At 46.0% G+C, this 25,412-nt stretch carries 21 protein-coding genes; 4 read left to right on the top strand and 17 right to left on the bottom strand.

The genetic code is table 11. The features are described 5' to 3' along the window. Positions 1-4: 4 nt before the first annotated feature. The 13 genes from nuoM to hexA all read right to left on the bottom strand — a co-directional run bounded on the left by nuoM (position 5) and on the right by hexA (position 15,182). Positions 5-1,525 (bottom strand): NADH-quinone oxidoreductase subunit M, encoded by a 1,521-nt coding sequence (gene nuoM / locus ACE1SE_RS12905; protein ID WP_374051241.1) that lies wholly within the window; start codon positions 1,523-1,525, stop codon positions 5-7. Between the two features lie 19 nt (positions 1,526-1,544). Beyond that, a complete protein-coding gene (gene nuoL, locus ACE1SE_RS12900) occupies positions 1,545-3,389 on the bottom strand; it encodes an NADH-quinone oxidoreductase subunit L (protein WP_374051240.1) in 1,845 nt (614 codons plus the stop codon). Then, positions 3,386-3,688 (bottom strand): NADH-quinone oxidoreductase subunit NuoK, encoded by a 303-nt coding sequence (gene nuoK / locus ACE1SE_RS12895; RefSeq protein WP_074018590.1) that lies wholly within the window; start codon positions 3,686-3,688, stop codon positions 3,386-3,388. The genes nuoL and nuoK overlap by 4 nt, the downstream gene beginning before the upstream one ends. Next, positions 3,688-4,218 carry an NADH-quinone oxidoreductase subunit J gene (gene nuoJ / locus ACE1SE_RS12890; protein ID WP_374051239.1) on the bottom strand — a complete coding sequence of 177 codons (531 nt, stop codon included), beginning with the start codon at positions 4,216-4,218 and terminating at the stop codon, positions 3,688-3,690. Before nuoJ ends, nuoK begins: the two co-directional genes overlap by 1 nt. 12 nt (positions 4,219-4,230) lie before the next feature. Then, entirely contained in the window at positions 4,231-4,773 is a 543-nt protein-coding gene (gene nuoI, locus ACE1SE_RS12885) for an NADH-quinone oxidoreductase subunit NuoI (RefSeq protein WP_045958195.1), read from the bottom strand. A 15-nt stretch (positions 4,774-4,788) separates the two neighbouring features. Beyond that, entirely contained in the window at positions 4,789-5,766 is a 978-nt protein-coding gene (gene nuoH, locus ACE1SE_RS12880; protein ID WP_374051238.1) for an NADH-quinone oxidoreductase subunit NuoH, read from the bottom strand. Next, complete coding sequence (nuoG, locus tag ACE1SE_RS12875) at positions 5,766-8,489, bottom strand: NADH-quinone oxidoreductase subunit NuoG (RefSeq protein WP_374051237.1); 2,724 nt, start codon at positions 8,487-8,489, stop codon at positions 5,766-5,768. The genes nuoH and nuoG overlap by 1 nt, the downstream gene beginning before the upstream one ends. Positions 8,490-8,550: 61 nt before the next feature. Next, positions 8,551-9,915, bottom strand: a complete 1,365-nt coding sequence (gene nuoF, locus ACE1SE_RS12870; protein ID WP_374051236.1) for an NADH-quinone oxidoreductase subunit NuoF — start codon at positions 9,913-9,915, stop codon at positions 8,551-8,553. Next, positions 9,912-10,457: an NADH-quinone oxidoreductase subunit NuoE gene (nuoE, locus tag ACE1SE_RS12865; protein WP_374051235.1), complete on the bottom strand. Its 546-nt coding sequence runs from the start codon at positions 10,455-10,457 to the stop codon at positions 9,912-9,914. Before nuoE ends, nuoF begins: the two co-directional genes overlap by 4 nt. Before the next feature lie 2 nt (positions 10,458-10,459). Next, positions 10,460-12,259, bottom strand: a complete 1,800-nt coding sequence (gene nuoC / locus ACE1SE_RS12860; protein WP_374051234.1) for an NADH-quinone oxidoreductase subunit C/D — start codon at positions 12,257-12,259, stop codon at positions 10,460-10,462. Positions 12,260-12,334: 75 nt separating this feature from the next. Further along, entirely contained in the window at positions 12,335-13,009 is a 675-nt protein-coding gene (locus tag ACE1SE_RS12855) for a NuoB/complex I 20 kDa subunit family protein (protein WP_047769419.1), read from the bottom strand. Positions 13,010-13,024: 15 nt separating this feature from the next. Beyond that, positions 13,025-13,480, bottom strand: coding sequence for an NADH-quinone oxidoreductase subunit A (locus ACE1SE_RS12850; RefSeq protein WP_374051233.1), 456 nt, complete (start codon positions 13,478-13,480; stop codon positions 13,025-13,027). A gap of 709 nt (positions 13,481-14,189) precedes the next feature. Beyond that, positions 14,190-15,182 carry a transcriptional regulator HexA gene (hexA, locus tag ACE1SE_RS12845; RefSeq protein ID WP_374051232.1) on the bottom strand — a complete coding sequence of 331 codons (993 nt, stop codon included), beginning with the start codon at positions 15,180-15,182 and terminating at the stop codon, positions 14,190-14,192. A gap of 803 nt (positions 15,183-15,985) precedes the next feature. On the opposite strand from hexA, the gene ACE1SE_RS12840 reads away from it, so the two are divergent. Both ACE1SE_RS12840 and yfbR read left to right on the top strand, forming a co-directional pair. Then, positions 15,986-17,200, top strand: a complete 1,215-nt coding sequence (locus ACE1SE_RS12840; protein ID WP_374051231.1) for a pyridoxal phosphate-dependent aminotransferase — start codon at positions 15,986-15,988, stop codon at positions 17,198-17,200. A gap of 228 nt (positions 17,201-17,428) precedes the next feature. Next, positions 17,429-18,010, top strand: a complete 582-nt coding sequence (gene yfbR / locus ACE1SE_RS12835) for a 5'-deoxynucleotidase (protein ID WP_374051230.1) — start codon at positions 17,429-17,431, stop codon at positions 18,008-18,010. Positions 18,011-18,127: 117 nt separating this feature from the next. On the opposite strand, the gene ACE1SE_RS12830 is transcribed toward yfbR, so the two are convergent. The 3 genes from ACE1SE_RS12830 to yfbV form a co-directional block, all read right to left on the bottom strand. Further along, positions 18,128-19,957 (bottom strand): SLC13 family permease, encoded by a 1,830-nt coding sequence (locus ACE1SE_RS12830; RefSeq protein ID WP_374051229.1) that lies wholly within the window; start codon positions 19,955-19,957, stop codon positions 18,128-18,130. Positions 19,958-20,149: 192 nt separating this feature from the next. Continuing rightward, entirely contained in the window at positions 20,150-20,809 is a 660-nt protein-coding gene (locus tag ACE1SE_RS12825) for a sugar phosphatase (protein WP_374051228.1), read from the bottom strand. 78 nt (positions 20,810-20,887) lie between these two features. Beyond that, complete coding sequence (gene yfbV / locus ACE1SE_RS12820; RefSeq protein WP_374053669.1) at positions 20,888-21,343, bottom strand: terminus macrodomain insulation protein YfbV; 456 nt, start codon at positions 21,341-21,343, stop codon at positions 20,888-20,890. Positions 21,344-21,606: 263 nt separating this feature from the next. Here yfbV and ackA point away from each other — a divergent pair, with 263 nt between their 5' ends. Beyond that, a complete protein-coding gene (ackA, locus tag ACE1SE_RS12815; RefSeq protein WP_374051227.1) occupies positions 21,607-22,809 on the top strand; it encodes an acetate kinase in 1,203 nt (400 codons plus the stop codon). Positions 22,810-22,916: 107 nt separating this feature from the next. Continuing rightward, complete coding sequence (gene pta, locus ACE1SE_RS12810) at positions 22,917-25,061, top strand: phosphate acetyltransferase (protein WP_374051226.1); 2,145 nt, start codon at positions 22,917-22,919, stop codon at positions 25,059-25,061. Positions 25,062-25,141: 80 nt separating this feature from the next. Here pta and ACE1SE_RS12805 read toward each other — a convergent pair whose 3' ends face one another. After that, positions 25,142-25,408 carry a transposase gene (locus ACE1SE_RS12805; RefSeq protein WP_508171961.1) on the bottom strand — a complete coding sequence of 89 codons (267 nt, stop codon included), beginning with the start codon at positions 25,406-25,408 and terminating at the stop codon, positions 25,142-25,144. Between the last annotated feature and the right edge of the window lie 4 nt (positions 25,409-25,412).

The raw sequence follows: 25,412 nt of genomic DNA, 5'->3' as shown, positions 1-25,412 counted from the left end.
CGAATTACGGCCTTGTAGTTAAAAGTGAAGCTGAATACCAATTCTGGATGTTACTCATTGCGGCGGCTGAGGTATCAAGGATTGGCTGCGGGTAAACGCCCAAAATCACCAATAAGACGACCAACAGCAGCAGAATGGAAATTTCACGCACATCCATCCTCTGTAAGGGCTTATCCGTTTTTGGCGTACCGTAATAAGCCTTCTGCATCAAATACAGTGCATAAACGGAGGCAAAAACCAAACCGAACACGGAGACCGTGGTAATTAAGGTAAATTTACTGAAGCTGCCAAACAGGATCATAAATTCACCAACAAAGTTACCGGTTCCTGGCATACCCAATGTCGCTACCGCAAAAAACAGGGATATCGCAGGCAAGAGTTGAATTCTTCCCCACAATCCACCCATTTGGCGCATGTCTCGGGTATGCAGGCGTTCATAGAGCTGACCACACAGAATAAACAAGCCCGCGGCTGACAGGCCATGTGCAATCATCTGGATCACCGCTCCCTGATAAGCTAATTGGCTACCTGTGTAAATGGCGATAAGTACAAAGCCCATGTGGGAAACACTGGTATAGGCAATCAAGCGCTTGATATCAGTCTGGCTAAATGCCATCCACGCACCGTAAAAAATACCAATGACGCCCAGCCACATCGCAATCGGAGCAAATTCCGCAGAGGCCTGTGGGAACAGAGGCAAACTGAAACGCAACAAACCATACGCCGCGGTTTTCAGCAAGATCCCCGCGAGGTCAACTGAACCTGCTGTTGGTGCCTGACTATGAGCATCTGGCAGCCAGCCGTGTAAAGGAACAACCGGCATCTTCACTGCGAATGCAATGAAGAAACCCAGCATGAGCAAGTATTGAACAGGGTATGACATCGGCGTGTGCAACAGTTTTTCATAGTTGAATGTCCATTCACCGGTTGCATCATGGTGAATGAAAGCCAATGCCAGAATCGAAATCAACATCACCAAACCACTGGCCTGAGTATAGATGAAGAATTTCGTTGCCGCAGTGATACGGGTTTTACCTTCCGAACCTCTGTGTCCCCATAGTGCAATCAGGAAGTACATCGGTACCAACATCACTTCCCAGAAGAAGAAGAACAAGAACAGGTCAATGGCAAGGAAGACCCCCATCACACCGCCCAATATCCACAACAGATTCAGGTGGAAGAAACCCTGGTATGGCTGGTTTTCATTCCACGAACAGAGGATTGCCATCAAACCCAGTAATGCAGTCAGCACCACCATCAGCAAGGATAAACCATCCAGTGCCAGATGGATGCTAATGCCAAAACGTGGGATCCACTGTAGCAAAAACTCGGATTGCCACTGTGGTATTCCCTGTGGGTTGGTGAGTGTATAACCACCCTGTAACCACAGGTACAGGGAGAGTAACAGCGTCAGTCCCATCGCCAGAAGCGCTATCCAACGCGGCATACGGGTGCCGAAGCGCTCGGCCTGCCAACACAGCAGGCCTCCGATGAAGGGCAGAAGAATTAGCCAAGGTAGTAGCATGGCGCAATATGTCCCTTAATTAAACCAAAAGCAGCAGAGCTAAAACCAGCACTGCACCCAACCCCATAGAGGTAGCGTACCAACGGACTTGTCCGTTCTCACTCCAACGAAGCCCTTTATTGCCCCAACGTGACAATATGGCTGGAATGTTCATCAGTGAGTTCAAAGGATCACTTTGCAACAGGCGAGTGATGCCCTTGAATGGTTTCACAAATACCCAATCATACAGCGTGTCAAATCCCCAGGCATAGAACCACCATGTGGAGAAGAAGCGTCCTGGTGCGCTGTTAGCCGTGGCATTAACCACACCACGTTTGCCCAGATACAATGCAGCCGCCAGCAAGATACCGACAACGGCAATCACACCAGAAACGATTTCCAATGTCATTTTACCATCATGCCCTGCATTACTTTCAGGCAAAACACCCGCCAGCGGTGGCACAATCAGTGCGCCAACAAAAGTGGACAGCACCAGCAATACGGACAATGGCAAGGTATGGGTAATACCCTTGACTGGATGAGCATGGGTATTTTCTTCACCGTGGAACACGATAAAGATCATGCGGAAGGTATACAGCGATGTCATCAATGCTCCAATCAGCCCCGCCAGCATCAGGTTCATATGACCATTTGCTAACGCCCCCCACAGGATCTCATCTTTACTGTAGAAACCGGCTGTCAGTAATGGCAGAGCCGACAACGCAGAGCCACCCACCAAGAAGCAGAGATAAACAAATGGGATACGCTTGCTCAGGCCCCCCATTTTGAAGATGTTTTGTTCATGATGGCAGGCCAGGATCACTGAGCCAGAAGCCAGGAACAGTAGCGCTTTAAAGAACGCATGGGTCATGAGATGAAAGATCGCTGCATCCCACGCCTGTACGCCCAATGCCAGAAACATGTAGCCAATCTGGCTCATGGTGGAGTAAGCCAGCACCCGTTTGATATCTGTCTGTACCAGTGCTGCGAAACCTGCCAACAGCAAAGTGATCGCACCAATAATACCGACCAAATGCAAAATATCAGGCGCCATCAAGAATAATGCATGGCTGCGAGCAATCAAATAAACACCCGCAGTAACCATTGTAGCGGCATGGATCAGGGCAGAAACCGGTGTTGGGCCGGCCATCGCATCCGCCAGCCATGTTTGCAATGGTAACTGCGCTGATTTACCGACAGCCCCCCCTAGAATCATCAAGGTTGCCCAGGTGATCGCGCTAGAACCTATTTCAATATGTTGTGGTGCCAATACCGCCAATTCGCGGAAACTCAACGTACCAAGCTGGTCGTAAAGGATAAACATGCCAATAGCAAGGAATACGTCACCAACACGAGTCACAATGAAGGCTTTCATTGCCGCCGCACCATTGGCAGGGGTTTTGTAGTAGAAACCGATCAACAGGTAACTGCACAGGCCTACACCTTCCCAGCCGAGGTACATCAGCAGGATGTTATCTGCCAGCACTAATATCACCATGCTGGCGATAAATAGGTTGGTATAGGCGAAAAAGCGGGAGTATCCTTCTTCACCACGCATATACCAAGAAGCGTAGATGTGGATCAGAAAACCAACGCCGGTCACAACACTAAGCATCGTCAGCGATAGACCATCCAGCACCAGATTAATAGGGATGCTGAAATTATCTACCGCCATCCAGTTCCACAACGTTTGACTGTAAACCAGCCCCCCTGCCCCATTCTGGTTAAGAAAATCAATCGCAGCCCAGAATGTAACCAACGCTGCCAGCCCAACAGAACCAATCCCAATAGTGGCTGACAAATTTTCAGACCAGCGGCCACGGGAAAATGCCAATAGCAAAAATCCCAGCAGTGGCAGCAGAATTGTTAAATAGAGTAAGTTCATCCGCGCATCTCACTGACTGTATCAATATTCAGGTTTTGGCGACGACGGTGCAACTGTAGTAACAGTGCCAAACCGATACTCGCCTCGGCTGCTGCCAGAGTAATGGCCAGAATGTACATCACCTGACCATCAGGCTGGAGCCAATAGCTGCCGGCAACGACAAACGCCAGCGCTGAAGCATTGATCATGATTTCCAACCCGATCAGCATAAATAACAGATTGCGGCGGATAATCAGGCAGGTGAAGCCCAATGTAAACAGAATAGCCGCCAGAATGAGGCCATGGTGTAACGCTATCATTATTGTTGGTCCTCCGTACGATTGCTGATCACTTCCCCTTGTCGGTTTTCACGGCCGATGTGGTAAGCCACTACCAATCCTGCCAACAGCAGCAAAGAGGCCAGTTCGACAGCTAATACATAAGGGCCAAACAGGCTAATGCCCACTTCTTTGGCACTGACCACTTCACCACTAATTTCAGCAGATGACAGAGTACTGATGGCGTAAACCAATACAATCAACAGGACAATAGACAGGATTGATGGGCCAATCCAAGCTCTCGGTTGTAACCATAGCCGCTCCTGCTCGACAACTGATTTTCCCAGATTCAGCATCATCACGACGAAGACGAACAACACCATAATTGCGCCCGCGTAAACGATGATTTCTAAAGCACCTGCAAAATAGGCTCCCATCGAAAAAAATACGATAGACAGTGCCAATAAAGAAATAATCAGATACAACAGTGCATGCACTGGGTTCGTATGGGTTATTACCCTGAGTGTTGCGAGAATAGCAACCAGCCCTGCGACATAAAATGTAAATTCCATGAATATCGCTCCTTACGGCAACAGGCTTTTAACGTCGATAGGCTTGGCTTCATTATCGGCTTCGCCCTTATCCTTGCCGTCAATTGCCATACCTGTCTTACGGTAAAAGTTATAGTCAGGATATTTACCTGGCCCTGAAATCAGCAGATCTTCTTTCTCGTACACCAGATCCTGACGCTTGAATTCACCCAGTTCAAAATCGGGCGTCAACTGAATCGCGGTAGTGGGGCACGCTTCTTCACACAGGCCGCAGAAAATGCAACGCGAAAAGTTGACGCGGAAGAATTCAGGATACCAACGACCATCCTTATGCTCAGCTTTTTGCAGTGAGATACATCCCACCGGACATACCGCCGCACACAAGTTACACGCAACACAACGCTCTTCACCGTCAGGATCACGCGTCAGAACGATGCGTCCACGGTAACGGGGTGGCAGATAAACCGGCTCTTCCGGATACATTTTTGTTTCGCGTTTATGGAAGGCATGAAGCCCTATCATCCAAATACTGCGTACCTGGGTGGCGAAACCGACCACTAATTCTTTCAATGTCATGGTTCAATCACCCCTTTATTGAGCGTTGTATAAAATAACTGCGGCTGTCGCTAGCATATTAACTAACGTTAACGGCAGACAGATTTTCCAGCCAAACGACATCACCTGGTCATAACGAGGACGCGGCAATGCAGCACGGATCAAGATGAACATCATCATGAAAAATGCTGTTTTCAGCGCAAACCAGACGAATGGCGGCAAGAGAGGCCCATTCCAGCCACCAAAGAACAGCGTGACGATCAAAGCAGATACCGTCACAATCGCAATATATTCCCCGACAAAGAACAGACCGAATTTCATACCGGAATATTCAATGTGATAACCGTCGGCCAGTTCTTGCTCTGCTTCCGGTTGGTCAAAGGGATGGCGGTGACATACCGCTACACCCGCAATGGCAAAGGTCAGGAAGCCAAAGAATTGAGGAATAACATTCCACACATGTTGCTGTGAGTTGACGATATCCACCATGTTAAAGGAGCCAGCTTGTGCCACAACGCCCATCATTGACATACCAAGAAAAACTTCATAACTCAATGTCTGTGCCGATGCCCGCATCGCACCCAGCAGGGCATATTTGTTGTTACTCGCCCAACCCGCAAACAGCACAGAATAGACCGCCAGACCCGCCAACATCATGAAGAATAAGATGCCGATATTCAGGTCTGCAACCATCCATGTCGGACTTATCGGCACAATCGCAAAGGCCAGAAGCATTGAGCAAAATGCAATGACAGGGGCCAAAGTGAAAATGGCTCTGTCAGAAAAACGCGGTGCCCAGTCTTCTTTAAAGAACATTTTGATCATGTCTGCAACAAGCTGCAATGAACCACCCCAACCGACTCGGTTTGGCCCATAACGGTTTTGAAACAGTCCAAGAATGCGGCGTTCAAAGAAACTCATGAATGCCCCGCAGATAACCACGACCAACAGAATGGCAACCGCTTTTAATACAGCAATCAGGATTTCAATGACTTCGGGAGTAAACCAGTTCATTATGCAACCTCCCGTAAATTATGGACTGATTTGCCTGCCAGAACCGGCGGTATACCCGACATACCCAGTGGCAAGCCAATTTGCCCCTGTGCCAGATTGCCGCTCAAGCGCACAGCCAAACGCAGTTTCTGCCCTTCACAATCAAATGCCATTACAGCACCTTCTTTCACATTCAAATGCTCCGCATCTTTATGATTGATCATCACATACGGCTCAGGCATACGCTCCTGTATTACATCAGAACGTTGTGACAATTCTTCACTGCCGAACAAATGGAAATAAGGCGCAACATGCCACTGATCTTTTTGCGCAGTGAATGCTGTCGGGATAGCGTCAAAATAGTTCAACCCACCATCAACCGTTTCAATCAAACGAACTCCTGGATCGCCAAAACGCAGCTTGCCACCGACTTCAGCCTGGAATTTATTCCATGCTTGTGGTGAGTTCCAGCCTGGTGCCCATGCAAATGGGATTTGCTGACGTGGTGCATATGGGCTGTTGTTCCCTTCCATTGAGAAAGCGAATGCGGTATCGATATCCTGTGGTTGGCGCTGCTCATGGACACTGACATCAGCCAACATCGCGGTACGGCCACTGTAACGATGAGGTGAACGTGCTAATTTTTGCCCACGAATACGGAATGTCGCATCTGGCGCCGCATTTATGATGCCTTTGAATTGCGGCATCACTTTGACACAAGCTGCAATCACATGATCAAGCTGTGTCCAGTCGGTTTGGCACTGCGTATAAGTGGTATACAGGGAATGCATCCAGCGCCAGCTTTCTAACATAACGATGGATTTATCATAAAATGCGGGTTCATAAACCTGGAAATAGCGTTGGGCACGACCTTCCTGATTCACCACCGTACCATCGCTTTCAGCAAAACTGGAAGCCGACAGAATCAAATGCGCCTTATCCATAATGGCGGTGCGTTGGTGATCCACGACAATCAGATTTTTCAGACTATCCAGTGCGCGATCAATTTTATCCACCGGAGCATGACGATAGAGATCGTTTTCCATCACGATGGCGGTATCTGAATCCCCTTTAGCGATACGCTGTAAAGCAGAATCCAATGGCTGTGCTTCCATCATCGCCAGTCCCAGGCTATTGGCATATGCGGCAACATAGGAAAGCCCCACATCCGCACCTTTATCTTTCAGGGCCCATGCGATATTGGCAGCAGCCTGAATCAAAGCATCACTGCCTGGATTGCTGCCACTGATAATCAATGGCTTTTTCGCATCACGCAATGCATGCGCAATAATGTCCACTTTCGATTTCAGTCCATCCGGCAGATCATTAACAGCAGGGGCGATATTGTTCAGGGCATGTGCCACGGCAAAACCTAAGCGAGCCTGATCATCAACCGGTGCACGGTAGCTCCATGCTGCAATATCATCCAGTCGGGTTTCATCGACACAGGTCAAGAAGAGAGGATACTTGGCGTGCTGGCCAATATTCATAACCGCCGCAATCTGCCAGTCTGCCACTTTCTGGGCGGCGGCCATTTCACGCGCTTTGCCCTTCACTGCCTGACGTACAGATAACGCCATGCGAGCAGCCGTTTGGGTCAGGTCTTCCCCTAACACCAGCACCGCATCATAATCTTCAATTTCACGCAGGGATGGCGTATAGACTCCACCTTGCTGGAGAATTTCTAACATCGTATCAAGGCGATGTTGTTCTTCCGCTGAAATACCGCTGTAGAAGTTTTCCGCACCCACCAATTCACGCAAGGCAAAGTTACTTTCAATACTGGCACGCGGTGAGCCGATGCCAATGGCATTTTTCGCCTGACGCAAAATGTCTGCGCCCCCTTGCATAACCTGCTCAGCATTCAATGAAATCCACTGATCACCACGCAATTGTTGTGGCTGGCGAGGACGGTCGTCACGGTTGACATATCCATAACCGAAACGCCCGCGATCACACATAAAGTAATGGTTAACAGTGCCGTTATAACGGTTTTCTATCCGGCGCAATTCCCCATAACGTTCACCAGGGCTGGTGTTACAGCCAATACTGCACTGTTGGCAGATACTTGGCGCAAACTGCATGTCCCATTTACGGTTATAACGTTCTGAATGTGTTTTGTCGGTAAATACCCCTGTCGGGCAAATTTCAACGAGGTTACCGGAAAATTCACTTTCCAATGTGCCACTTTCAGGACGACCAAAATAGACGTTGTCATGAGCGCCATAAACGCCAAAATCTGTTCCATCCGCATAATCTTTGTAGTAGCGGACACAACGATAACAGGCGATACAACGGTTCATTTCATGAGCAACGAATGGTCCCAACTCCTGATTTTTGTGAGTACGTTTGGTAAAACGGTATTTTCGGAATGAATGCCCCGTCATCACTGTCATATCTTGCAAATGACAGTTACCCCCTTCCTCACAAACTGGACAGTCGTGGGGATGGTTGGTCATTAACCACTCCACAACACTGGCACGGAACTGTTTAGCTTCTTCATCATCAATGGAGATATACGTGCCATCTGACGCCGGTGTCATACAAGACATCACCAGACGACCGCGCGTATCTTCCGCATTTTGATATTGCTTCACCGCACACTGGCGGCAAGCGCCAACGCTTCCCAGCGCTGGATGCCAGCAAAAATAAGGTATATCAAGCCCCAATGAGAGGCAGGCTTGTAACAGGTTATCAGCCCCGTTTACATCATATTCTTTGCCGTCTACATGTATCGTAGCCATAGTCAGCATGCTTCCCAATGGCCTGCCGTGGCAGGCGTTAATCAAAAATTAGCCCTGTTTGTTACCAACGCTGGTTGAGCAGGTTTGGTTGAATACCCGCAATCAGGTTGGTATTGCCATAGTCTTTGGTGACAATTCCCGCTTCAAACTCTTCACGGAAGTATTTAATAGCACTCTGCAAAGGTTCCACAGCACCTGGCGCATGGGCACAAAACGTTTTGCCCGGGCCAAGAAAACGACAGAGTTGTTCTAATGTTTCAATATCACCTGGCTGGCCTTTACCACCCTCAATAGCCCGAAGGATTTTGACACTCCACGGCAAGCCATCACGGCATGGTGTACACCAGCCACAAGATTCACGAGCGAAGAATTCTTCAAGATTGCGGGTCAGGGAAACCATATTGATCTCATGATCTACCGCCATTGCCAGTGCGGTTCCCAATCGGCTACCCGCTTTAGCGATATGCTCAAAATCCATCGGCAAATCTAGATGGTCTGCTGTCAGGAAATCAGTTCCTGCCCCTCCGGGTTGCCATGCCTTGAATTTCAGGCCATCACGCATGCCTCCCGCGTAATCTTCAAGAATTTCACGGGCTGTTGTACCAAAAGGTAATTCCCAAAGACCTGGATTTTTGACTCGACCAGAAAAGCCCATCAGTTTGGTACCAGCATCTGTACTTTTGCCGGCACTCAAACCGATATACCACGCTTTCCCATGTTCAAGAATTGCAGGAACGTTGCACAATGTTTCGACGTTGTTAACGCACGTAGGTTTACCCCATACGCCAGCCGTCGCAGGAAATGGCGGTTTTGAACGGGGGTTTGCCCGACGCCCTTCAAGGGAGTTAATCAGGGCAGTTTCTTCACCACAGATATAACGACCCGCGCCAGTATGAACAAACAGTTCAAAATCAAAACCACTGCCCAGAATGTTCTTGCCAAGCAATCCAGCCGCTTTAGCTTCCGCTATTGCCTTACGTAAATGGGCAGCCGCCTCGACATACTCACCACGTAAGAAGATGTAGCCGCGATAGGCTTTCAATGCAAAGGCACTAATTAACATGCCTTCCACCAATAGATGAGGCAATTGCTCCATCAGTAGGCGGTCTTTGTAAGTGCCCGGTTCCATCTCATCCGCATTACACAACAAATAACGGATATTCATGCTTTCGTCTTTTGGCATCAGACTCCATTTCAAGCCTGTTGAGAAGCCTGCGCCGCCACGACCTTTTAAGCCAGCATCTTTAACCAATGTAATAATTTCATCAGGAGCCATGCCCTTCAGTGCTTTTTCGGCTCCTTTGTAACCGTTTTGGCTTCGGTATTCATCCAGCCAGACAGGTTGTTGGTCATCACGCAACCGCCATGTCAGGGGATGAGTTTCCGCCGTGCGGATAATTTCTTTCACTCCTGAATGCGTTGTCATGGATATTGCTCCAGTAATTTTTCAATTTCTTCGGGTTTCACGTAACTGTGGGTGTCCTCGTCAATCATCATCGTTGGTCCCTTGTCACAGTTACCCAAGCAGCAAGTTGGTAATAGTGTGAAACGCCCATCTGCCGTGGTTTGCCCCGGACGAATGTTCAAACATGTTTCTATCGCTGCCTGAACACCCTGATAGCCTGTGATGTGACATACGACACTGTCACAGTAACGGATAATGTGGCGTCCCACTGGCTGCCGATAAATCTGGCTGTAAAACGTTGCGACACCTTCCACGTCACTGGCTGGAATACCCAATACCTCAGCAATGGCATAAATGGCACCATCTGGCACCCAACCACGCTGCTTTTGTACAATTTTCAGGGCTTCGATTGACGCAGCACGCGGATCTTCGTAGTGGTGTTTTTCCTGCTCAATGGCATTACGTTCGTCAGCACTCAATACAAACTTATCCGGTGTCTGAGCGTCCGTTACGTTAACCACATCAAGGCGTGCTTGCTTGTTTGCGTTAAATTCACTTTGCATCGTTAGCGATCCACATCAGACATAACAAAATCGATACTGCCCAGATAGACGATAAGGTCAGAAACCAGACTACCGCGGATCACCGATGGAATTTGCTGCAAGTGAGCAAAACTTGGTGTACGGATGCGGGTACGGTAGCTCATAGTGCTACCATCACTGGTCAGATAATAACTGTTGATACCCTTAGTCGCTTCGATCATCTGGAATGATTCATTGGCAGGCATGACCGGCCCCCATGACACTTGCAGGAAATGGTTAATCATGGTTTCGATGTGCTGCAAAGTCCGTTCTCTCGGTGGCGGCGTGGTCAGTGGATGATCTGCCTTGAAAGGTCCTTCCGGCATATTTTTCAGGCACTGCTCAAGGATGCGCAAACTCTGACGGATTTCTTCGACTTTCAACATTACCCGGTCATAGCAATCACCGTTGTAGCCTGTTGGCACTTCAAAATCGAAATTTTCATAACCGGAATAAGGGCGCCATTTACGTACGTCAAAACTAATACCAGTGGCACGCAGCCCCGCACCAGTAACCCCCCAGTCCAACGCCTGTTTGGCATTGTAGGCCGCGACCCCAACAGAACGCCCTTTCAGAACACTGTTTTTCAGCGCTGCCTTGACATAGGAATCCAAACGTTTCGGCAGCCAGTCCAGCAATTCACGCAAAAGTTTGTCCCAACCACGCGGTAAATCATGGGCAACACCACCGATTCGGAACCATGCCGGATGCATACGAAATCCAGTAATTGCCTCGACGACATCGTAAACTTTCTGTCGGTCAGTAAAAGCAAAGAAAACAGGCGTCATCGCACCAACGTCTTGGATAAATGTACTGATATAAAGCAGATGACTATTAATGCGGAACAGTTCGGACAACATGACACGAATTGTTTTCACCCGATCGGGGACTTCAATGCCTGCCAGCTTTTCAACCGCCAGCACATAAGGCATTTCGTTAACACATCCCCCCAAATATTCAATGCGATCGGTATAAGGGATATAACTGTGCCATGACTGACGTTCCCCCATCTTTTCGGCACCACGATGGTGGTAGCCGATATCGGGAACACAATCGACGATTTCTTCACCATCAAGTTGCAAAATAATGCGGAACGCACCGTGAGCAGAAGGATGGTTTGGACCAAGGTTAAGGAACATGAAGTCCTCATTATCGGTGCCACGCTTCATACCCCACTCTTCTGGTTTGAAAGTCAGCGCTTCCATTTCCAGATCTTCTTTCTGCTTAGTCAATACGAAAGGATCAAATTCCGTGGCACGCGCAGAATATTCCTTGCGCAACGGATGGCCTTCCCATGTCGGTGGCATCAAGATACGACGCAAATTGGGATGACCGTTGAATGTAATGCCAAACATTTCCCACGTTTCACGCTCATACCAATTGGCATTTGGGAAAATTGATGTAGTCGTGGGGATATTCAGGTCTTGTTCAGTGAGCGCGACTTTCAGCATGATGTCACGGTTACGCTCAATGGAAAGGAGGTGATAAAACACCGAAAAATCTGCCGCCGGTAAGCCTTCTCGGTGAGAGCGCTGGCGCTCATCAACACCATGCAAGTCAAACAGCATGACATAAGGTTTGGGCAATTTTTTCAGAAATGTTATTACTTTCAGTAACTGCTCCCGCTTAACCCAAACAACTGGCATACCGGTACGGGTCGGCTGGATGGTAAAGGCATCCGGGCCAAATTGACGGTTAAGCTCGCTGACAACAGGATCATCAAAATGATCACGTGTTGTCCAGGCTGGCCGGGCGCTTTCTTGCGCTATCTGATCTGTCATCATTCTTCACCACAACGCTTGATCAGGGTTTTTGTGATCGCAACACATTGCTCTGGTTACGCTATAGGGCTAAAAGCCTTAAATTTCGTCTGGAGTACGCAGATTTTTCACTGCAATACGTTCACCGCGCTTTCTTTCTCTTTCTGATTGCATATTGGCACGGTAAACGCCCTGATCGCCAACCACCCATGACAGAGGGCGTCGTTCTTTGCCTATGGACTCCTGCAACAGCAGTAGCGCCTGCATATAGGCTTCTGGGCGAGGAGGACAGCCAGGAATATAAACATCGACAGGGATAAACTTATCAACGCCTTGAACTACGGAGTAAATATCATACATACCTCCAGAGTTTGCACAGGCTCCCATTGAAATAACCCATTTCGGTTCCAGCAATTGGTCATACAGGCGTTGAATGACGGGCGCCATTTTGACGAAACAGGTTCCGGAAATCACCATGAAATCAGCCTGACGGGGAGATGCTCGCAATACTTCTGCGCCAAAACGCGCAACATCGTGTACAGCGGTAAATGACGTCACCATTTCCACGTAGCAGCAGGAAAGCCCGAAGTTATAGGGCCACAGGGAATTTTTTCTCCCCCAATTCACCATATTATGCAGAGCATGTTCCAATTTCCCCATATAGACACTTCGGTGAACATGTTGCTCCAAGGGGTCGCTGACAGTTTCCTGTTTTTGCAGGGGATAACGGTCATTCTCACCGTTCGGATCTATGCGGGTGAGCGTATAATCCATCTTTATGCCTCGCTATTACTGCATGTGACTGTTGTTGGTATTTGTGTTGATATAAGTATCCGCACTCGGTTTACTGACCTGACGTTTTGAACGTGCTGGTGTCCAATCCAACGCCCCAATGCGCGCCAGATAAACTAAACCTGCCAATAACACCAAAATAAAAATGCTTGCTTCGGCAAAGCCTAGCCAACCGCTCTCTTTGATTGAGACGGCCCATGCATATAAGTAAAGGACTTCAATGTCGAAGATAACAAAGAACATGGCAACCAGATAAAACTTCGCCGACAAACGTAAACGTGCGCTGCCGACAGAGTCGATACCTGATTCATAAGGTATGTGTTTTGCTCTGGCTTTCGCCCTGCCCCCCATGAAGTACCCACCCAGTAACATGAATGCGCACAAACCAAGAGCACCTATGAGAAAAACCGCAAATGCCCAGTGATGGGCTAAAATTCCAGTGGATGTAGACATACTCGTTGCTTACTCATCAAAAGTGGTGTCAAGGTGTCTGCTCTTTTTGCCGGCAGTGTTGCACCACATCGATTCATGGGAAGGGATAATAACCAAATCTGAAACAACGCTAATCAATACACCTTATAGCTTGAATCATCTTGGTTTTTATTCCTCTCAACAAAATTTGCCATAACGGCAAAACCACTTGCATATTTATTTACAAACCACAAACCATTAATTAACGGATTGTGCTGACATACCGCTAAAACGTGTCAGTCGTACAAAAAAACATCTCCATGACATAACTAGTCTAACCGATAACTCGACTTTACTACACCATTATCGCAGGAAAAACCTGTCTTTCCACTGTACTGTCTGGGGTATTTTTATGATCAAGTGCACAATTTCATTGAAAAACATTCAATACTTGAATGTAATTTATTCAGCCTTTAATGAATTGTTTCTGAAAAGAACGATTAAAGTGCAATAAGCGAGCTTTTTCTGAAAACGGTTTTATTTTATCAAGTTAGGAAAATGAAATTTGTTAACAGAGCAACATTCTTTTAACTAAAATTCGAAAGGTATAGGAAAATTAGTAGGGTATATTTCTTATTAGAAATATCAGAAATGGAAATGAAAACTTGGGAGGATTATTAATAAGTAATTAACAACAGGCTAATACTTCCATAAATAAAATGGAAATATTAGCCTATAAAACACATAATACTTATTCGTCTATATTTTCAACGGAATTTTCATCAACTGTTTCAGTTGATTTGATAGGTTCAATAGTGTCGATAGATTCATCCATCTCGTCGGATTCATCAGATTCAACAGCTGTTACAGTATAAGGTGTTTTCTTATTTTCTATTGCATCAAAAACAGTCAGAACAGATTCATTCTGTTCGTTACTATTACGATATAAGAAGAACTGGATTTCCGGCAGACGTGGTAATCCTTCAATTTCACCTAAAATTCTCAGGTCCGCATTCTGCATTTCCAGAGGGCGAGCGGTAATACCGACTTCTGCATTCACAGCAGCACGAACAGCGGACAAGGAAGCAGCTTCATAGGCAATACGCCATGAAATACCTGACATATCCAGCGTTTCCTGAGCGATCTGGCGGAAAGGGTTGGTTTCATCCATCACTACCAACGGTACAGGTTCATTCGTCTGCAATTGGAAATCTGGTGCACAGTGCCATAAAACAGGCGAAGAACGTAAGATCGTTTTAGGATGGTGGTTGATTTTTGCTGTGGTTAATGCCAAATCAATCTCATGGTTATCCAACATGTTTTCGATAAACTGAGCCCGCTTAATGCGTACATCAACAGCTACACGTGGATAGACAGAGGCAATACGGTTTAATAAGAAAGGAAGCAGTGTATCAACAGCGTCATCTGATACACCTATTCTCAATTCACCGTCTGCATCATTGTAGGTTAATGATGCTGTTGCATCGTCATTGGCACGCAGAATTTGGCGTGCGTAACCAAGAAGTTGAAGCCCATGTTCGGTCAGAAGCTTATTACGACCGTGACGAGCAAACAGCTCTCTCCCCACGAGATGTTCCAACCGCTGCATTTGCTGACTCACAGCTGACTGCGTTCTAGAAACAGCTGCCGCTGCTGCTGCAAAAGTATTTAAGTCAGCAACAGCAACAAAAGTTCTTAGCAGATCGAGATCGAGGTTTATTATCTGACGATTTGCATTTATCATTGTTTATTCATCACTTTTTTTTGATTTTAATTACTAACTAACCTGGTGTTTTTACTTCAGCAGTATCAAATAAAATAATACCGATTGTGACATTACTCTACTCTATTAAATAGGGCAAAGGTTTACTGCATTTTTTTACTATTTAAATCATCATGGGTTTTATTTTCTCCTTTCTTAACAAAAATTATGCAATTCCAAAATAAGTCAGAGATAAAACCCTATTTACATCACATAATCACCAATTTCCAGTACAAATACCCTTTTTCTGACTTGCTTCAAAGAATAACCTAATCTGAATTAGGAACACTTAACATTATCAGATAGTATTAGCATTTTTAATAAATTAACATTTCCATTGAATAGGCTTGAAAATGTTATGGGTAAAAACTCAAAAAATTTGTCAAAGTATCCTATGATAAAAACCTAAATTAACTTTAGGTCAATAAAGATAAATTATAAGAATACATTATACAAATCTTCTTACTTTTATTGACAATTTGGGAACCCTGAAAAAAACGACAAATGAACCCAAAAACTGCGTCAAAATGTCTTCGGCAGCCTCTTTTGCCAACTAAAAACCCGTCATTATGCAAAATTTAATTCCAATTTAACACACATAATGGAAATAAAACACCAATAAAACACCATAATTCAGAGGGCAAACTTATTCATTTATTCTTAAAACAACCATTTTGACCAAAGATATCAAAGCCTCTTCAAAATATAGACTGAGAAGAGTACATTGGTCATCACACTTTTTATGCCGGGCAATATCCATTTTGCCAAAGAGGTCAAGGCACCCTATGTTTTCCATTAATAAATCCAGTAAATTAGATAATGTCTGCTACGACATTCGAGGGAATACCCTCAAAGAAGCTAAACGACTTGAGGAAGAAGGGAATAAGATACTGAAATTAAACATTGGTAATCCGGCGCCATTCGGATTTGAAGCACCTGATGAAATTTTAGTCGATGTTATCCGTAATCTGCCAACAGCCCAGGGCTACTCTGATTCAAAAGGGTTGTATTCAGCGCGTAAGGCAATCATGCAGCATTATCAAGCCAGAAATATGCTGGATGTTACCGTTGAAGATATCTTTATTGGTAATGGTGTTTCTGAACTTATCGTTCAATCCATGCAGGCTCTGTTGAATACCGGAGATGAGATGTTGGTTCCTGCGCCTGACTACCCTCTTTGGACTGCGGCAGTATCACTTTCCAGCGGCAATGCTGTTCACTATCTATGTGATGAGCAACAGGGCTGGTTTCCTGACTTAGACGATATACGCCGTAAAATTACTCCACGTACCCGTGGTATCGTTATTATTAACCCGAATAACCCAACCGGCGCGGTATATAGCAAAGAATTGTTGTTGGAAATAGTAGAAATCGCCCGCCAGCATAATCTGATTATCTTTGCTGACGAGATTTATGACAAGATCCTGTACGATGATGCCCAGCACCACTCCATCGCAGCATTAGCGCCTGATCTCTTTACTGTTACTTTTAATGGACTGTCCAAAACCTATCGCGTTGCCGGTTTCCGCCAAGGCTGGATGGTACTGAATGGCCCTAAAAAGCAGGCCAAGGATTATATTGAAGGATTAGAAATGCTGGCATCAATGCGTCTTTGTGCCAATGTGCCAATGCAGCACGCAATCCAAACAGCATTAGGTGGTTATCAAAGCATCAGTGAATTTATTTTGCCAGGTGGCAGACTCTATGAACAGCGCAACCATGCATGGGAACTAATTAACCAGATCCCGGGGATTTCCTGTGTGAAACCCATGGGTGCTCTCTATATGTTCCCGAAAATAGACACCAAACGTTTCAATATTTATGATGACCAAAAAATGGTACTAGATCTCTTGCTACAGGAAAAAGTTTTACTGGTTCAGGGCAGCGCATTTAACTGGCCAGATCCAGACCATTTCCGTATTGTCACCCTGCCTCATGTCACTGACTTACAAGTGGCAATTGAAAAATTTGCCCGTTTTATTGGTAACTATCGCCAATAACCATAATCGTCTTCATTAAAGCCTACCCCATTAAATATTAATAGATTAATGGGATGGCTTTTTATGAGGTAAATAGTTATTTCTTTGCTTGCCGCTATTTCTTCCATAATTGAATTTTCCAGGAATGAATATTTCCGTCATTTTTCAAGTTATAGATACTCCGCTCACAATTAATCATATTATTCCGCTACAATTTTGCTACAAATTAATTGGCTACAAGAGGAAATTATGAGTCATTTTTTCGCCCAATTATCCCGCCTAAAATTAATTAGCCGTTGGCCTCTTATGCGAAATGTGCGTACAGAAAATGTTTCAGAGCACAGTTTACAGGTTGCTTTTGTTGCACACGCTTTGGCAATAATCAAAAACCGTAAATTCAACGGTAATGTTAATCCTGAACGGATTGCTCTGCTGGCAATGTATCACGATGCCAGTGAAGTCATCACAGGCGATTTGCCAACACCAATTAAGTACTACAATCCCCAAATTGCCCATGAATATAAAAAAATAGAAAAAATAGCCCAACAAAAATTATTGGATATGTTGCCAACTGAATTACAGGATGATTTTCGCCCTATTCTGGATGAGCATCACCATAGTGAAGAAGAAATCCATATTATCAAGCAAGCTGATGCATTATGCGCTTACTTGAAATGTCTGGAAGAACTCTCAGCAGGTAATACTGAGTTCAACCAAGCCAAAAAACGATTGGATAAGACACTGGTAGAACGTCGCAGTGAAGAAATGGATTATTTTATAGATGTGTTTGTACCAAGTTTCAGCCTCTCCCTCGATGAAATCAGCTTATAGATCATTATCCGGCACTAATCATTTATAGTTACAATCATTGTGCATGGAATTATTCAATAATATTAAACCATAATCATAACGCAGCTCCCTGCCATGCGGAGCTGCCCGATAAAAACATTAGAATGGAAAAAGTATTGGGATCACCGCGACACTAATCCCCATGACAATTAACGTAAAAGGCACGCCAAGTTTCACGAAATCGGCAAACCGATATCCCCCTGGCCCCAGCACCAATGTATTAACGGGAGATGAAACTGGTGTCATAAATGCTGCCGAAGCCGCCACACCAATAATCATCGCAAAGGGCAAAGGAGAAACAGCCATCTTATTCGCTGCCGCAATCGCAATCGGAGCCATTAGCACGGCCGTCGCAGTATTAGAAATAAACAATCCTATCATGGCGCAAAGTACAAACAGACACACCAACATCACCCGTGGTCCCATATTACCTGCGATATCCATCAATCCCTGGACAATGAGATCAATTCCTCCCGTCTTCTGCAATGCCAACGCAAAAGGCATCATGCCAACAATCAAGATAATGCTCGGCCAGTGAATGGAACGATAAGCACTTTCCATATCAATACAACGGAATTTTCCCATAAGCAGGCAGGCAATTAGTGCGGCAATAAAATTCGGAATTTCATTGGTCAGCATCATAGCAACCATCAGGGCAAGGCAAAATAAGGCATGAGGAGCCTGTGAGGCCGCAGGAGCCGCACTTTCCACCTCAACAGGCAGATTTAGCATAATAAAATCAGGGGTTTTTGTTTTTAACGCGTGAATCAATTTCCAATTGCCAATCAACAGCAGTGTATCACCAAGCAACAAAGGTTCATCCACTAACTTCCCTTCTAACGCTTTCCCCCCACGACGGATCCCCACTACATTGAGACCATAACGTGTACGAAATTTCATATCACGCAATGATTGCCCCAATAGTTCGGATTCAGGGAGCACTGAAACCTCAGCCATACCAACATGACGGGAGTGCCCGGAAAAATATTCCCCGCGCAATACCATCGGTTCTAGCTGCTGCTCACGACAGAATTCCCGCAAATCAACATTACTGTCCGACATATCCACCAGCAAGACATCCTGCCCTTGCAATTCCATATCCCCAGTGGCAGCCACCATGACTCGACGGAATTTACGCCAACGTTCAATACCAATGACATTGGCACCATAACGGGCACGCAGCCCTAATTCATCCAATGTATGTCCAACCAACGGTGAACCTTGGCGGATAGTAAAACGACGAGCACGGCCAGACAATTTATAGTCACGTATCAGATCACGAAATGTCCGATGATAACGCTCGTCTGCTGTCTGGTGGTTTGCTCCCCCTAGCCAACGACGAGCGACTAACATGTAAACCACGCCAGACATCAACACTAATATGCCGATCGGTGTAATGGAGAAGAAATTAAAACCCCGCAGACCTTCGCGCACCAGCTCACTATTGACGACCATATTGGGTGGCGTTGCTACCAGGGTCATCATGCCACTGATCAAACCGGCAAATCCCAGTGGCATCATCAATCGCCCTGGAGAGGTTTTCATTCTGGCGGCCACGCTCAGAACAACAGGAATAAATATTGCCACAACGCCCGTAGAACTCATGAACGCTCCCAACCCGGCAACAGATACCATTAACCAAGTTAACATCTTGATTTCACTGTTACCTGCGACACGAACCAGCCAGTCTCCCATCTGATAAGCAACCCCGGTTCTCACCAGCCCTTCACCAATGACAAACAGGGCAGCAATCAACAATACATTGGGATCACTGAAACCGACAGTGGCTTCACTTAACGTCAGTGTACCACTCAGGACAAATGTGATGATCAGCAATAAAGCCACAACATCCATTCTGACTTTATTGGTGGTGAAAAGCACAATGGCTATTAATAGGAGGGTTAATACCCACAACAGTTCGCTACTCAATTTGGCCTCTATCAACGATACCTTGCAAATATGACTATCCGCACAGCCAATCTGTCAATTAGCAGATTGGCTATATATCAAAAAGACTACATATCAAAGTATTACAGGTACAAACGTTAACAAAGTAAGTAGACCATGTTTTTCAGAGAAAATCCCTCTTTCTGATCAAGGAACTTTCTGATTTAGGGGGTCTCAATTGGTATAGATCGATACGTAACTACCAGATTTGACAATCTCAATATCTTCCAGGTTATTAATCATCAAATGAATTTCATCGCGACGGGGAGTATCCGGCGAATCATGGACAACAACAACCTGACAACCCGCATCCAGTCCGGCATTTATTCCCGCAGCAGCATCTTCAAACACCACACACTCTTCTGGCAATAATCCCAGTTTTTTAGCCCCCAACAAATAAGGCTCAGGATTTGGTTTTCCATTTGTCACAGACTCTGCCGTCACCCAATGAGCAGGTTCCGGTAACTCCGCCACTTTATGGCGCGCAGAAGCAAGCGGAATCGTTCCCGATGTCACAATGGCCCACGGAATATCCAGTGCATTCAACTTATCAATCAGGGCGATAGCACCAGGCAAGGCGGTTATGCCTTCCGTATCTTCTGTTTCAATTTTTTCAATCCATTTGAAAGTATTAGTGATCTCTTCTTCACTCGCATCGGGCATAAAATGCCGGAGTGATAAGATAGCCGGCGTGCCATGAACATAATTCAGCACTTCATCTCTCTCGATACCCATTTTATCAGCAAACTGAATCCATGCTCGCTCAACCGCAGGCAATGAATCAATCAGAGTACCATCCAAATCGAATAAAAAGCCTCTACATTTCAGAACCAAACCCGACTCCTTCAAACGTCATTATTTGTTAATCATCATATGGTAATAAGATACTTATCCCAAATGACTTCCTGGGGATTAAATATCATCAAGAAAAGAGTTATCTAATTGCTTAAAAGCCCGTTTAAGCAATTCAGCCAGTGAAAAGTAGGTCGGGACATTTTCCACTGGTGCCATTGCAATGCCTGCCTGGGTAAATTTTTCCCGAATTTCATAAAACCAATGCAGTAATCTTTCCGGTAATGGTGTCGCCGCCCGTTTTCCCAACCACCATAACCCCTGCAACGGCAAGCTACAGGCAAACAAAGCCGTTGCCACCGATGGCCCCAATTGACCACCCAAAGCGATTTGCCATGTCAAGGTAAAAATGGCCAACGGCGGCATAAACCGAATACCAAAACGAGTTGCCTTAATCACACGATTTTCAGGAAAAACAGGCGCAAGCTGCTTTTCCAGTGGCCAGGTTTTCAAATATTGTTGTCCTAATTTCATGCGCTTGAACCAACCTTGGCTAACAGGCGGTGTCGTGTTCATCATGACCTCAATCAATTAAAGGTATAGTTTTTAAAAAATCCCTACAAAAGATAAAATCTTTTTTGTAGTATTAATACTATTAAGTATATTTTGTCTTTATTGCCAGCAAACGGTATCCTACACAGACTTTTATGTTGTTGCAGTAGCAAAACAGGAATTTTGCCCTTTTTCGCAACAATTGGGTTCGGTTTGTTAACAAATTATTTTATTTTTAACATTGTTCTTATTTAAGATTAGATCACAACAAGATAATAGGTATTTCCATGTCAAGTAAGCTGGTACTGGTTCTTAATTGCGGTAGCTCCTCCCTGAAATTCGCTATCATCGATCCTGCCAATGGTGAAGAATATCTTTCTGGTTTAGCAGAGTGCTTTGGCTTGCCTGAAGCCCGTATTAAATGGAAAATGGATGGCGCGAAAAACGAAGCTGCTTTAGGTGCCGGCGCAGCACACAGCGAAGCACTGAACTTCATTGTTAATACTATCCTGGCTGAAAAGCCAGAACTTTCTGCACAAATCTCCGCCATCGGTCACCGCATTGTTCATGGTGGTGAGAAGTTCACTTCTTCCGTGGTTATCACTGATGAAGTTATCGCAGGCATTGAAGCGGCTATTCCATTCGCACCACTGCACAACCCAGCTCACCTGATCGGTATTGCTGAAGCGAAAAAAGCCTTCCCTCATCTGCTTGAGAAAAACATTGCTGTCTTTGACACCGCATTCCACCAGACTATGCCTGAAGAAGCATACCTGTACGCACTGCCTTACAACCTGTACAAAGAGCATGGCATCCGTCGTTATGGTGCACATGGTACCAGCCATTTCTATGTTTCCCGTGAAGCAGCCAAGATGCTGAATAAACCCGTTGAAGAACTGAATGTCATCACTTGCCACTTGGGCAATGGTGGTTCTGTTTCTGCCATTGTCAACGGTCAGTGTGTTGATACATCTATGGGCCTGACCCCACTGGAAGGTCTGGTCATGGGAACCCGCAGTGGTGATATCGATCCCGCTATCGTATTCCACCTGCACGATGCCATGGGCATGAGCATCGCTCAGATTAACACCCTACTGACCAAAGAGTCTGGTTTCTTAGGTCTGACCGAAGTCACCAGCGATTGCCGTTACGTAGAAGACAACTACGAAACCAAAGCTGATGCTAAACGTGCTATGGATGTTTACTGCCACCGTCTGGCTAAATACATCGGCGCATACAGCGCGCTGATGGAAGGTCGTCTGGACGCAATTATCTTCACTGGTGGCATCGGTGAAAACTCTGCGCTGGTTCGTGAACTGACCATGAAGAAAGTTGCTCTGCTGGGCTTCGAGTATGATCACGAGCGTAACCTTGCCGCCCGCTTCGGCAAATCAGGCATTATCACTACAGATAACAGCCGTCCTGCTCTGGTTATCCCAACCAATGAAGAATTGGTTATTGCTCAGGATTCAGCACGTCTGACCGCGTAATCAGCATGATTTTAGAGCCGCCAGTATTGCTATTGCTGGCGGTTTTCTCGAATATATCGCACTGAGTCACATTTATTGACTGACGAGCAACCGTTAAAGAGGTTTCCGTGTCCCGTACAATTATGTTAATCCCTACTGACACTAGCGTTGGTTTAACCAGTGTCAGCCTGGGTGTTATTCGCTCCATGGAGCAAAAAGGCGTTCGTCTGAGCGTTTTCAAACCTATCGCACAACCACGTCACACTGGTTCTCAGGATCAAACCACTTCGATTATCCGTTCACATTCCAGCATCCATGCAGCTGAACCTCTGGATATGGCATATGTGGAATCACTGTTGACCACTAACAAAAAAGACGTGTTAATGGAAGAGATCGTGGCGCGTTACCACGAAAACGCCAAAGATGCGGAAGTGGTTCTGCTCGAAGGTTTGGTTCCGACTCGCAAACATCCGTTTGCCCAATCCCTGAACTATGAAATCGCCAAGACACTGAACGCTGAAATCGTGTTCGTAACTGCTCTGGGTACTAATACTCCAGAGCAACTGAAAGAACGAATTGAACTGAGCCGTGCTGAATACGGTGGCAGCAAGAACCAAAACATTATCGGTGTTATCGTCAATAAATTGAATGCACCGGTTGATGACCAAGGCCGTACTCGCCCAGATTTATCCGAGATCTTTGACGAATCAACCAAAGCAACGATTACCAACGTCGATCCAAAAACCATCTTCAAAAACAGCCCATTACCCATTCTTGGTTGCATCCCGTGGAGTTTTGACCTGATCGCTACTCGTGCGATTGATATGGCTAAGCACCTGAAAGCGGACATCATCAATGAAGGAGCCATCGAAAGCCGTCGCATCAAGTCTGTGACTTTCTGTGCTCGCAGTATTCCTAACATGCTGGAATACTTCCGTCCGGGTTCTCTGTTGGTGACTTCCGCTGACCGTCCTGACGTATTGATCACTGCCTGTCTGGCAGCCATGAACGGTATTGAAATCGGTGCCGTATTGCTGACCGGTGGTTACTCAATTGATGACTCTATCCGTGAACTGTGCGAACGTGCATTCAATACTGGCCTGCCCGTTTTCACTGTGAAAACCAATACATGGCAGACTTCCCTGAACCTGCAAAGTTTCAGTCTGGAAGTGCCAGCCGATGACCACGAGCGCATCGAAAAAGTACAAAACTACGTTGCACAGCATATCAGCAGCGAGTGGATCGATTCTCTGGCGGCCGCATCAGAGCGTCCAAATCTGCTGTCCCCACCGGCATTCCGCTATCAGTTAACCGAACTGGCTCGTCAAGCTGGCAAGCGTATCGTTCTGCCAGAAGGCGACGAACCACGTACTGTCAAAGCAGCGGCTATCTGTGCTGAACGCGGCATTGCAGAATGTATCCTGCTGGGCGATCCAGAAGAGATCCGTCGTGTAGCTGCGGCTCAAGGCGTTGAACTGGGTGCAGGTATTGAAATCATTAACCCAGCGTCAGCCCGTGAACGTTATGTGCCACGTCTGGTTGAACTGCGCAAAAACAAAGGCATGACCGAAGTTGTCGCCCGCGAACAACTGGAAGACAACGTCGTTCTGGGCACCATGATGCTGGAACAAGGCGAAGTTGACGGCCTGGTTTCCGGTGCAGTACACACTACAGCGAACACGATTCGCCCACCATTGCAGTTAATTAAAACTGCACCAAATAGCTCTCTGGTTTCTTCTGTCTTCTTTATGTTGCTGCCAGAGCAAGTGCTGGTTTACGGTGACTGTGCGATCAACCCAGATCCAACCGCAGAACAACTGTCCGAAATCGCAATCCAATCTGCGGATTCTGCGAAAGCATTTGGCATTGAGCCTCGTGTTGCGATGATCTCTTACTCCACCGGCAACTCTGGTGCAGGCAGCGATGTTGAAAAAGTGCGTGAAGCAACCCGTTTAGCACAGGAAAAACGCCCAGACCTGATCATCGATGGCCCATTGCAGTACGATGCAGCTATCATGGCAGATGTAGCGAAATCCAAGGCACCAAACTCACCCGTTGCAGGTCAGGCAACCGTGTTCATTTTCCCAGATCTGAACACGGGTAATACCACTTACAAAGCAGTACAACGTTCAGCAGATCTGGTTTCCATCGGGCCAATGCTGCAAGGTATGCGCAAACCAGTTAACGATCTGTCCCGTGGCGCACTGGTTGATGATATCGTTTATACCGTTGCACTGACTGCAATTCAGGCAACTCAGCAAGAAAACGCATAATTTTCTGGCTACATAAAGATGAAATAGCCCTATGCTGCTAGCGTAGGGCTATTTTTTTATAACAAGAGATAATATTAACCTCAGCTTCGTTTAAAGATAGCGATCTCATTATCCCGTAGATTCAAGCTCGGTTTTTTAGGTTGGAATGTATAAGCAATAAGACCGGCAGCAACTTCCAACAAAAAACCGAACTGACTGCGATGCCTTGAATGCTTTATCTGAGAAATATTTATAACCAAATGAAGTTTAAAGCCATAAAACCAGCCTGTACTCGTTTGACCTCGTTGTGCCATCCCTTCAAATACGAAGCTCAGGTTAATATTAGTTTTTAATCCTAAATAACACATGATT

Source organism: Xenorhabdus taiwanensis (assembly GCF_036512875.1).
Lineage (GTDB): Bacteria > Pseudomonadota > Gammaproteobacteria > Enterobacterales > Enterobacteriaceae > Xenorhabdus > Xenorhabdus taiwanensis.
Note: the sequence above shows the minus strand (reverse complement) of the source record. Positions and strands in the feature narration are given on the sequence as shown.

Excerpts from the sequence above, each read along its gene's own strand:
- nuoG (WP_374051237.1), bottom strand. The coding sequence starts at position 8,489 with ATGGCTACGATACATGTAGACGGCAAAGAATATGATGTAAACGGGGCT.
- ACE1SE_RS12805 (WP_508171961.1), bottom strand. The coding sequence starts at position 25,408 with ATGTGTTATTTAGGATTAAAAACTAATATTAACCTGAGCTTCGTATTT.
- yfbV (WP_374053669.1), bottom strand. The coding sequence starts at position 21,343 with ATGAACACGACACCGCCTGTTAGCCAAGGTTGGTTCAAGCGCATGAAA.
- nuoJ (WP_374051239.1), bottom strand. The coding sequence starts at position 4,218 with ATGGAATTTACATTTTATGTCGCAGGGCTGGTTGCTATTCTCGCAACA.
- ackA (WP_374051227.1), top strand. The coding sequence starts at position 21,607 with ATGTCAAGTAAGCTGGTACTGGTTCTTAATTGCGGTAGCTCCTCCCTG.
- nuoM (WP_374051241.1), bottom strand. The coding sequence starts at position 1,525 with ATGCTACTACCTTGGCTAATTCTTCTGCCCTTCATCGGAGGCCTGCTG.
- hexA (WP_374051232.1), bottom strand. The coding sequence starts at position 15,182 with ATGATAAATGCAAATCGTCAGATAATAAACCTCGATCTCGATCTGCTA.
- yfbR (WP_374051230.1), top strand. The coding sequence starts at position 17,429 with ATGAGTCATTTTTTCGCCCAATTATCCCGCCTAAAATTAATTAGCCGT.
- ACE1SE_RS12850 (WP_374051233.1), bottom strand. The coding sequence starts at position 13,480 with ATGTCTACATCCACTGGAATTTTAGCCCATCACTGGGCATTTGCGGTT.
- nuoL (WP_374051240.1), bottom strand. The coding sequence starts at position 3,389 with ATGAACTTACTCTATTTAACAATTCTGCTGCCACTGCTGGGATTTTTG.
- nuoE (WP_374051235.1), bottom strand. The coding sequence starts at position 10,457 with ATGCAAAGTGAATTTAACGCAAACAAGCAAGCACGCCTTGATGTGGTT.
- nuoI (WP_045958195.1), bottom strand. The coding sequence starts at position 4,773 with ATGACATTGAAAGAATTAGTGGTCGGTTTCGCCACCCAGGTACGCAGT.
- nuoH (WP_374051238.1), bottom strand. The coding sequence starts at position 5,766 with ATGAACTGGTTTACTCCCGAAGTCATTGAAATCCTGATTGCTGTATTA.
- ACE1SE_RS12855 (WP_047769419.1), bottom strand. The coding sequence starts at position 13,009 with ATGGATTATACGCTCACCCGCATAGATCCGAACGGTGAGAATGACCGT.
- ACE1SE_RS12840 (WP_374051231.1), top strand. The coding sequence starts at position 15,986 with ATGTTTTCCATTAATAAATCCAGTAAATTAGATAATGTCTGCTACGAC.
- nuoF (WP_374051236.1), bottom strand. The coding sequence starts at position 9,915 with ATGACAACGCATTCAGGAGTGAAAGAAATTATCCGCACGGCGGAAACT.
- nuoK (WP_074018590.1), bottom strand. The coding sequence starts at position 3,688 with ATGATAGCGTTACACCATGGCCTCATTCTGGCGGCTATTCTGTTTACA.
- nuoC (WP_374051234.1), bottom strand. The coding sequence starts at position 12,259 with ATGATGACAGATCAGATAGCGCAAGAAAGCGCCCGGCCAGCCTGGACA.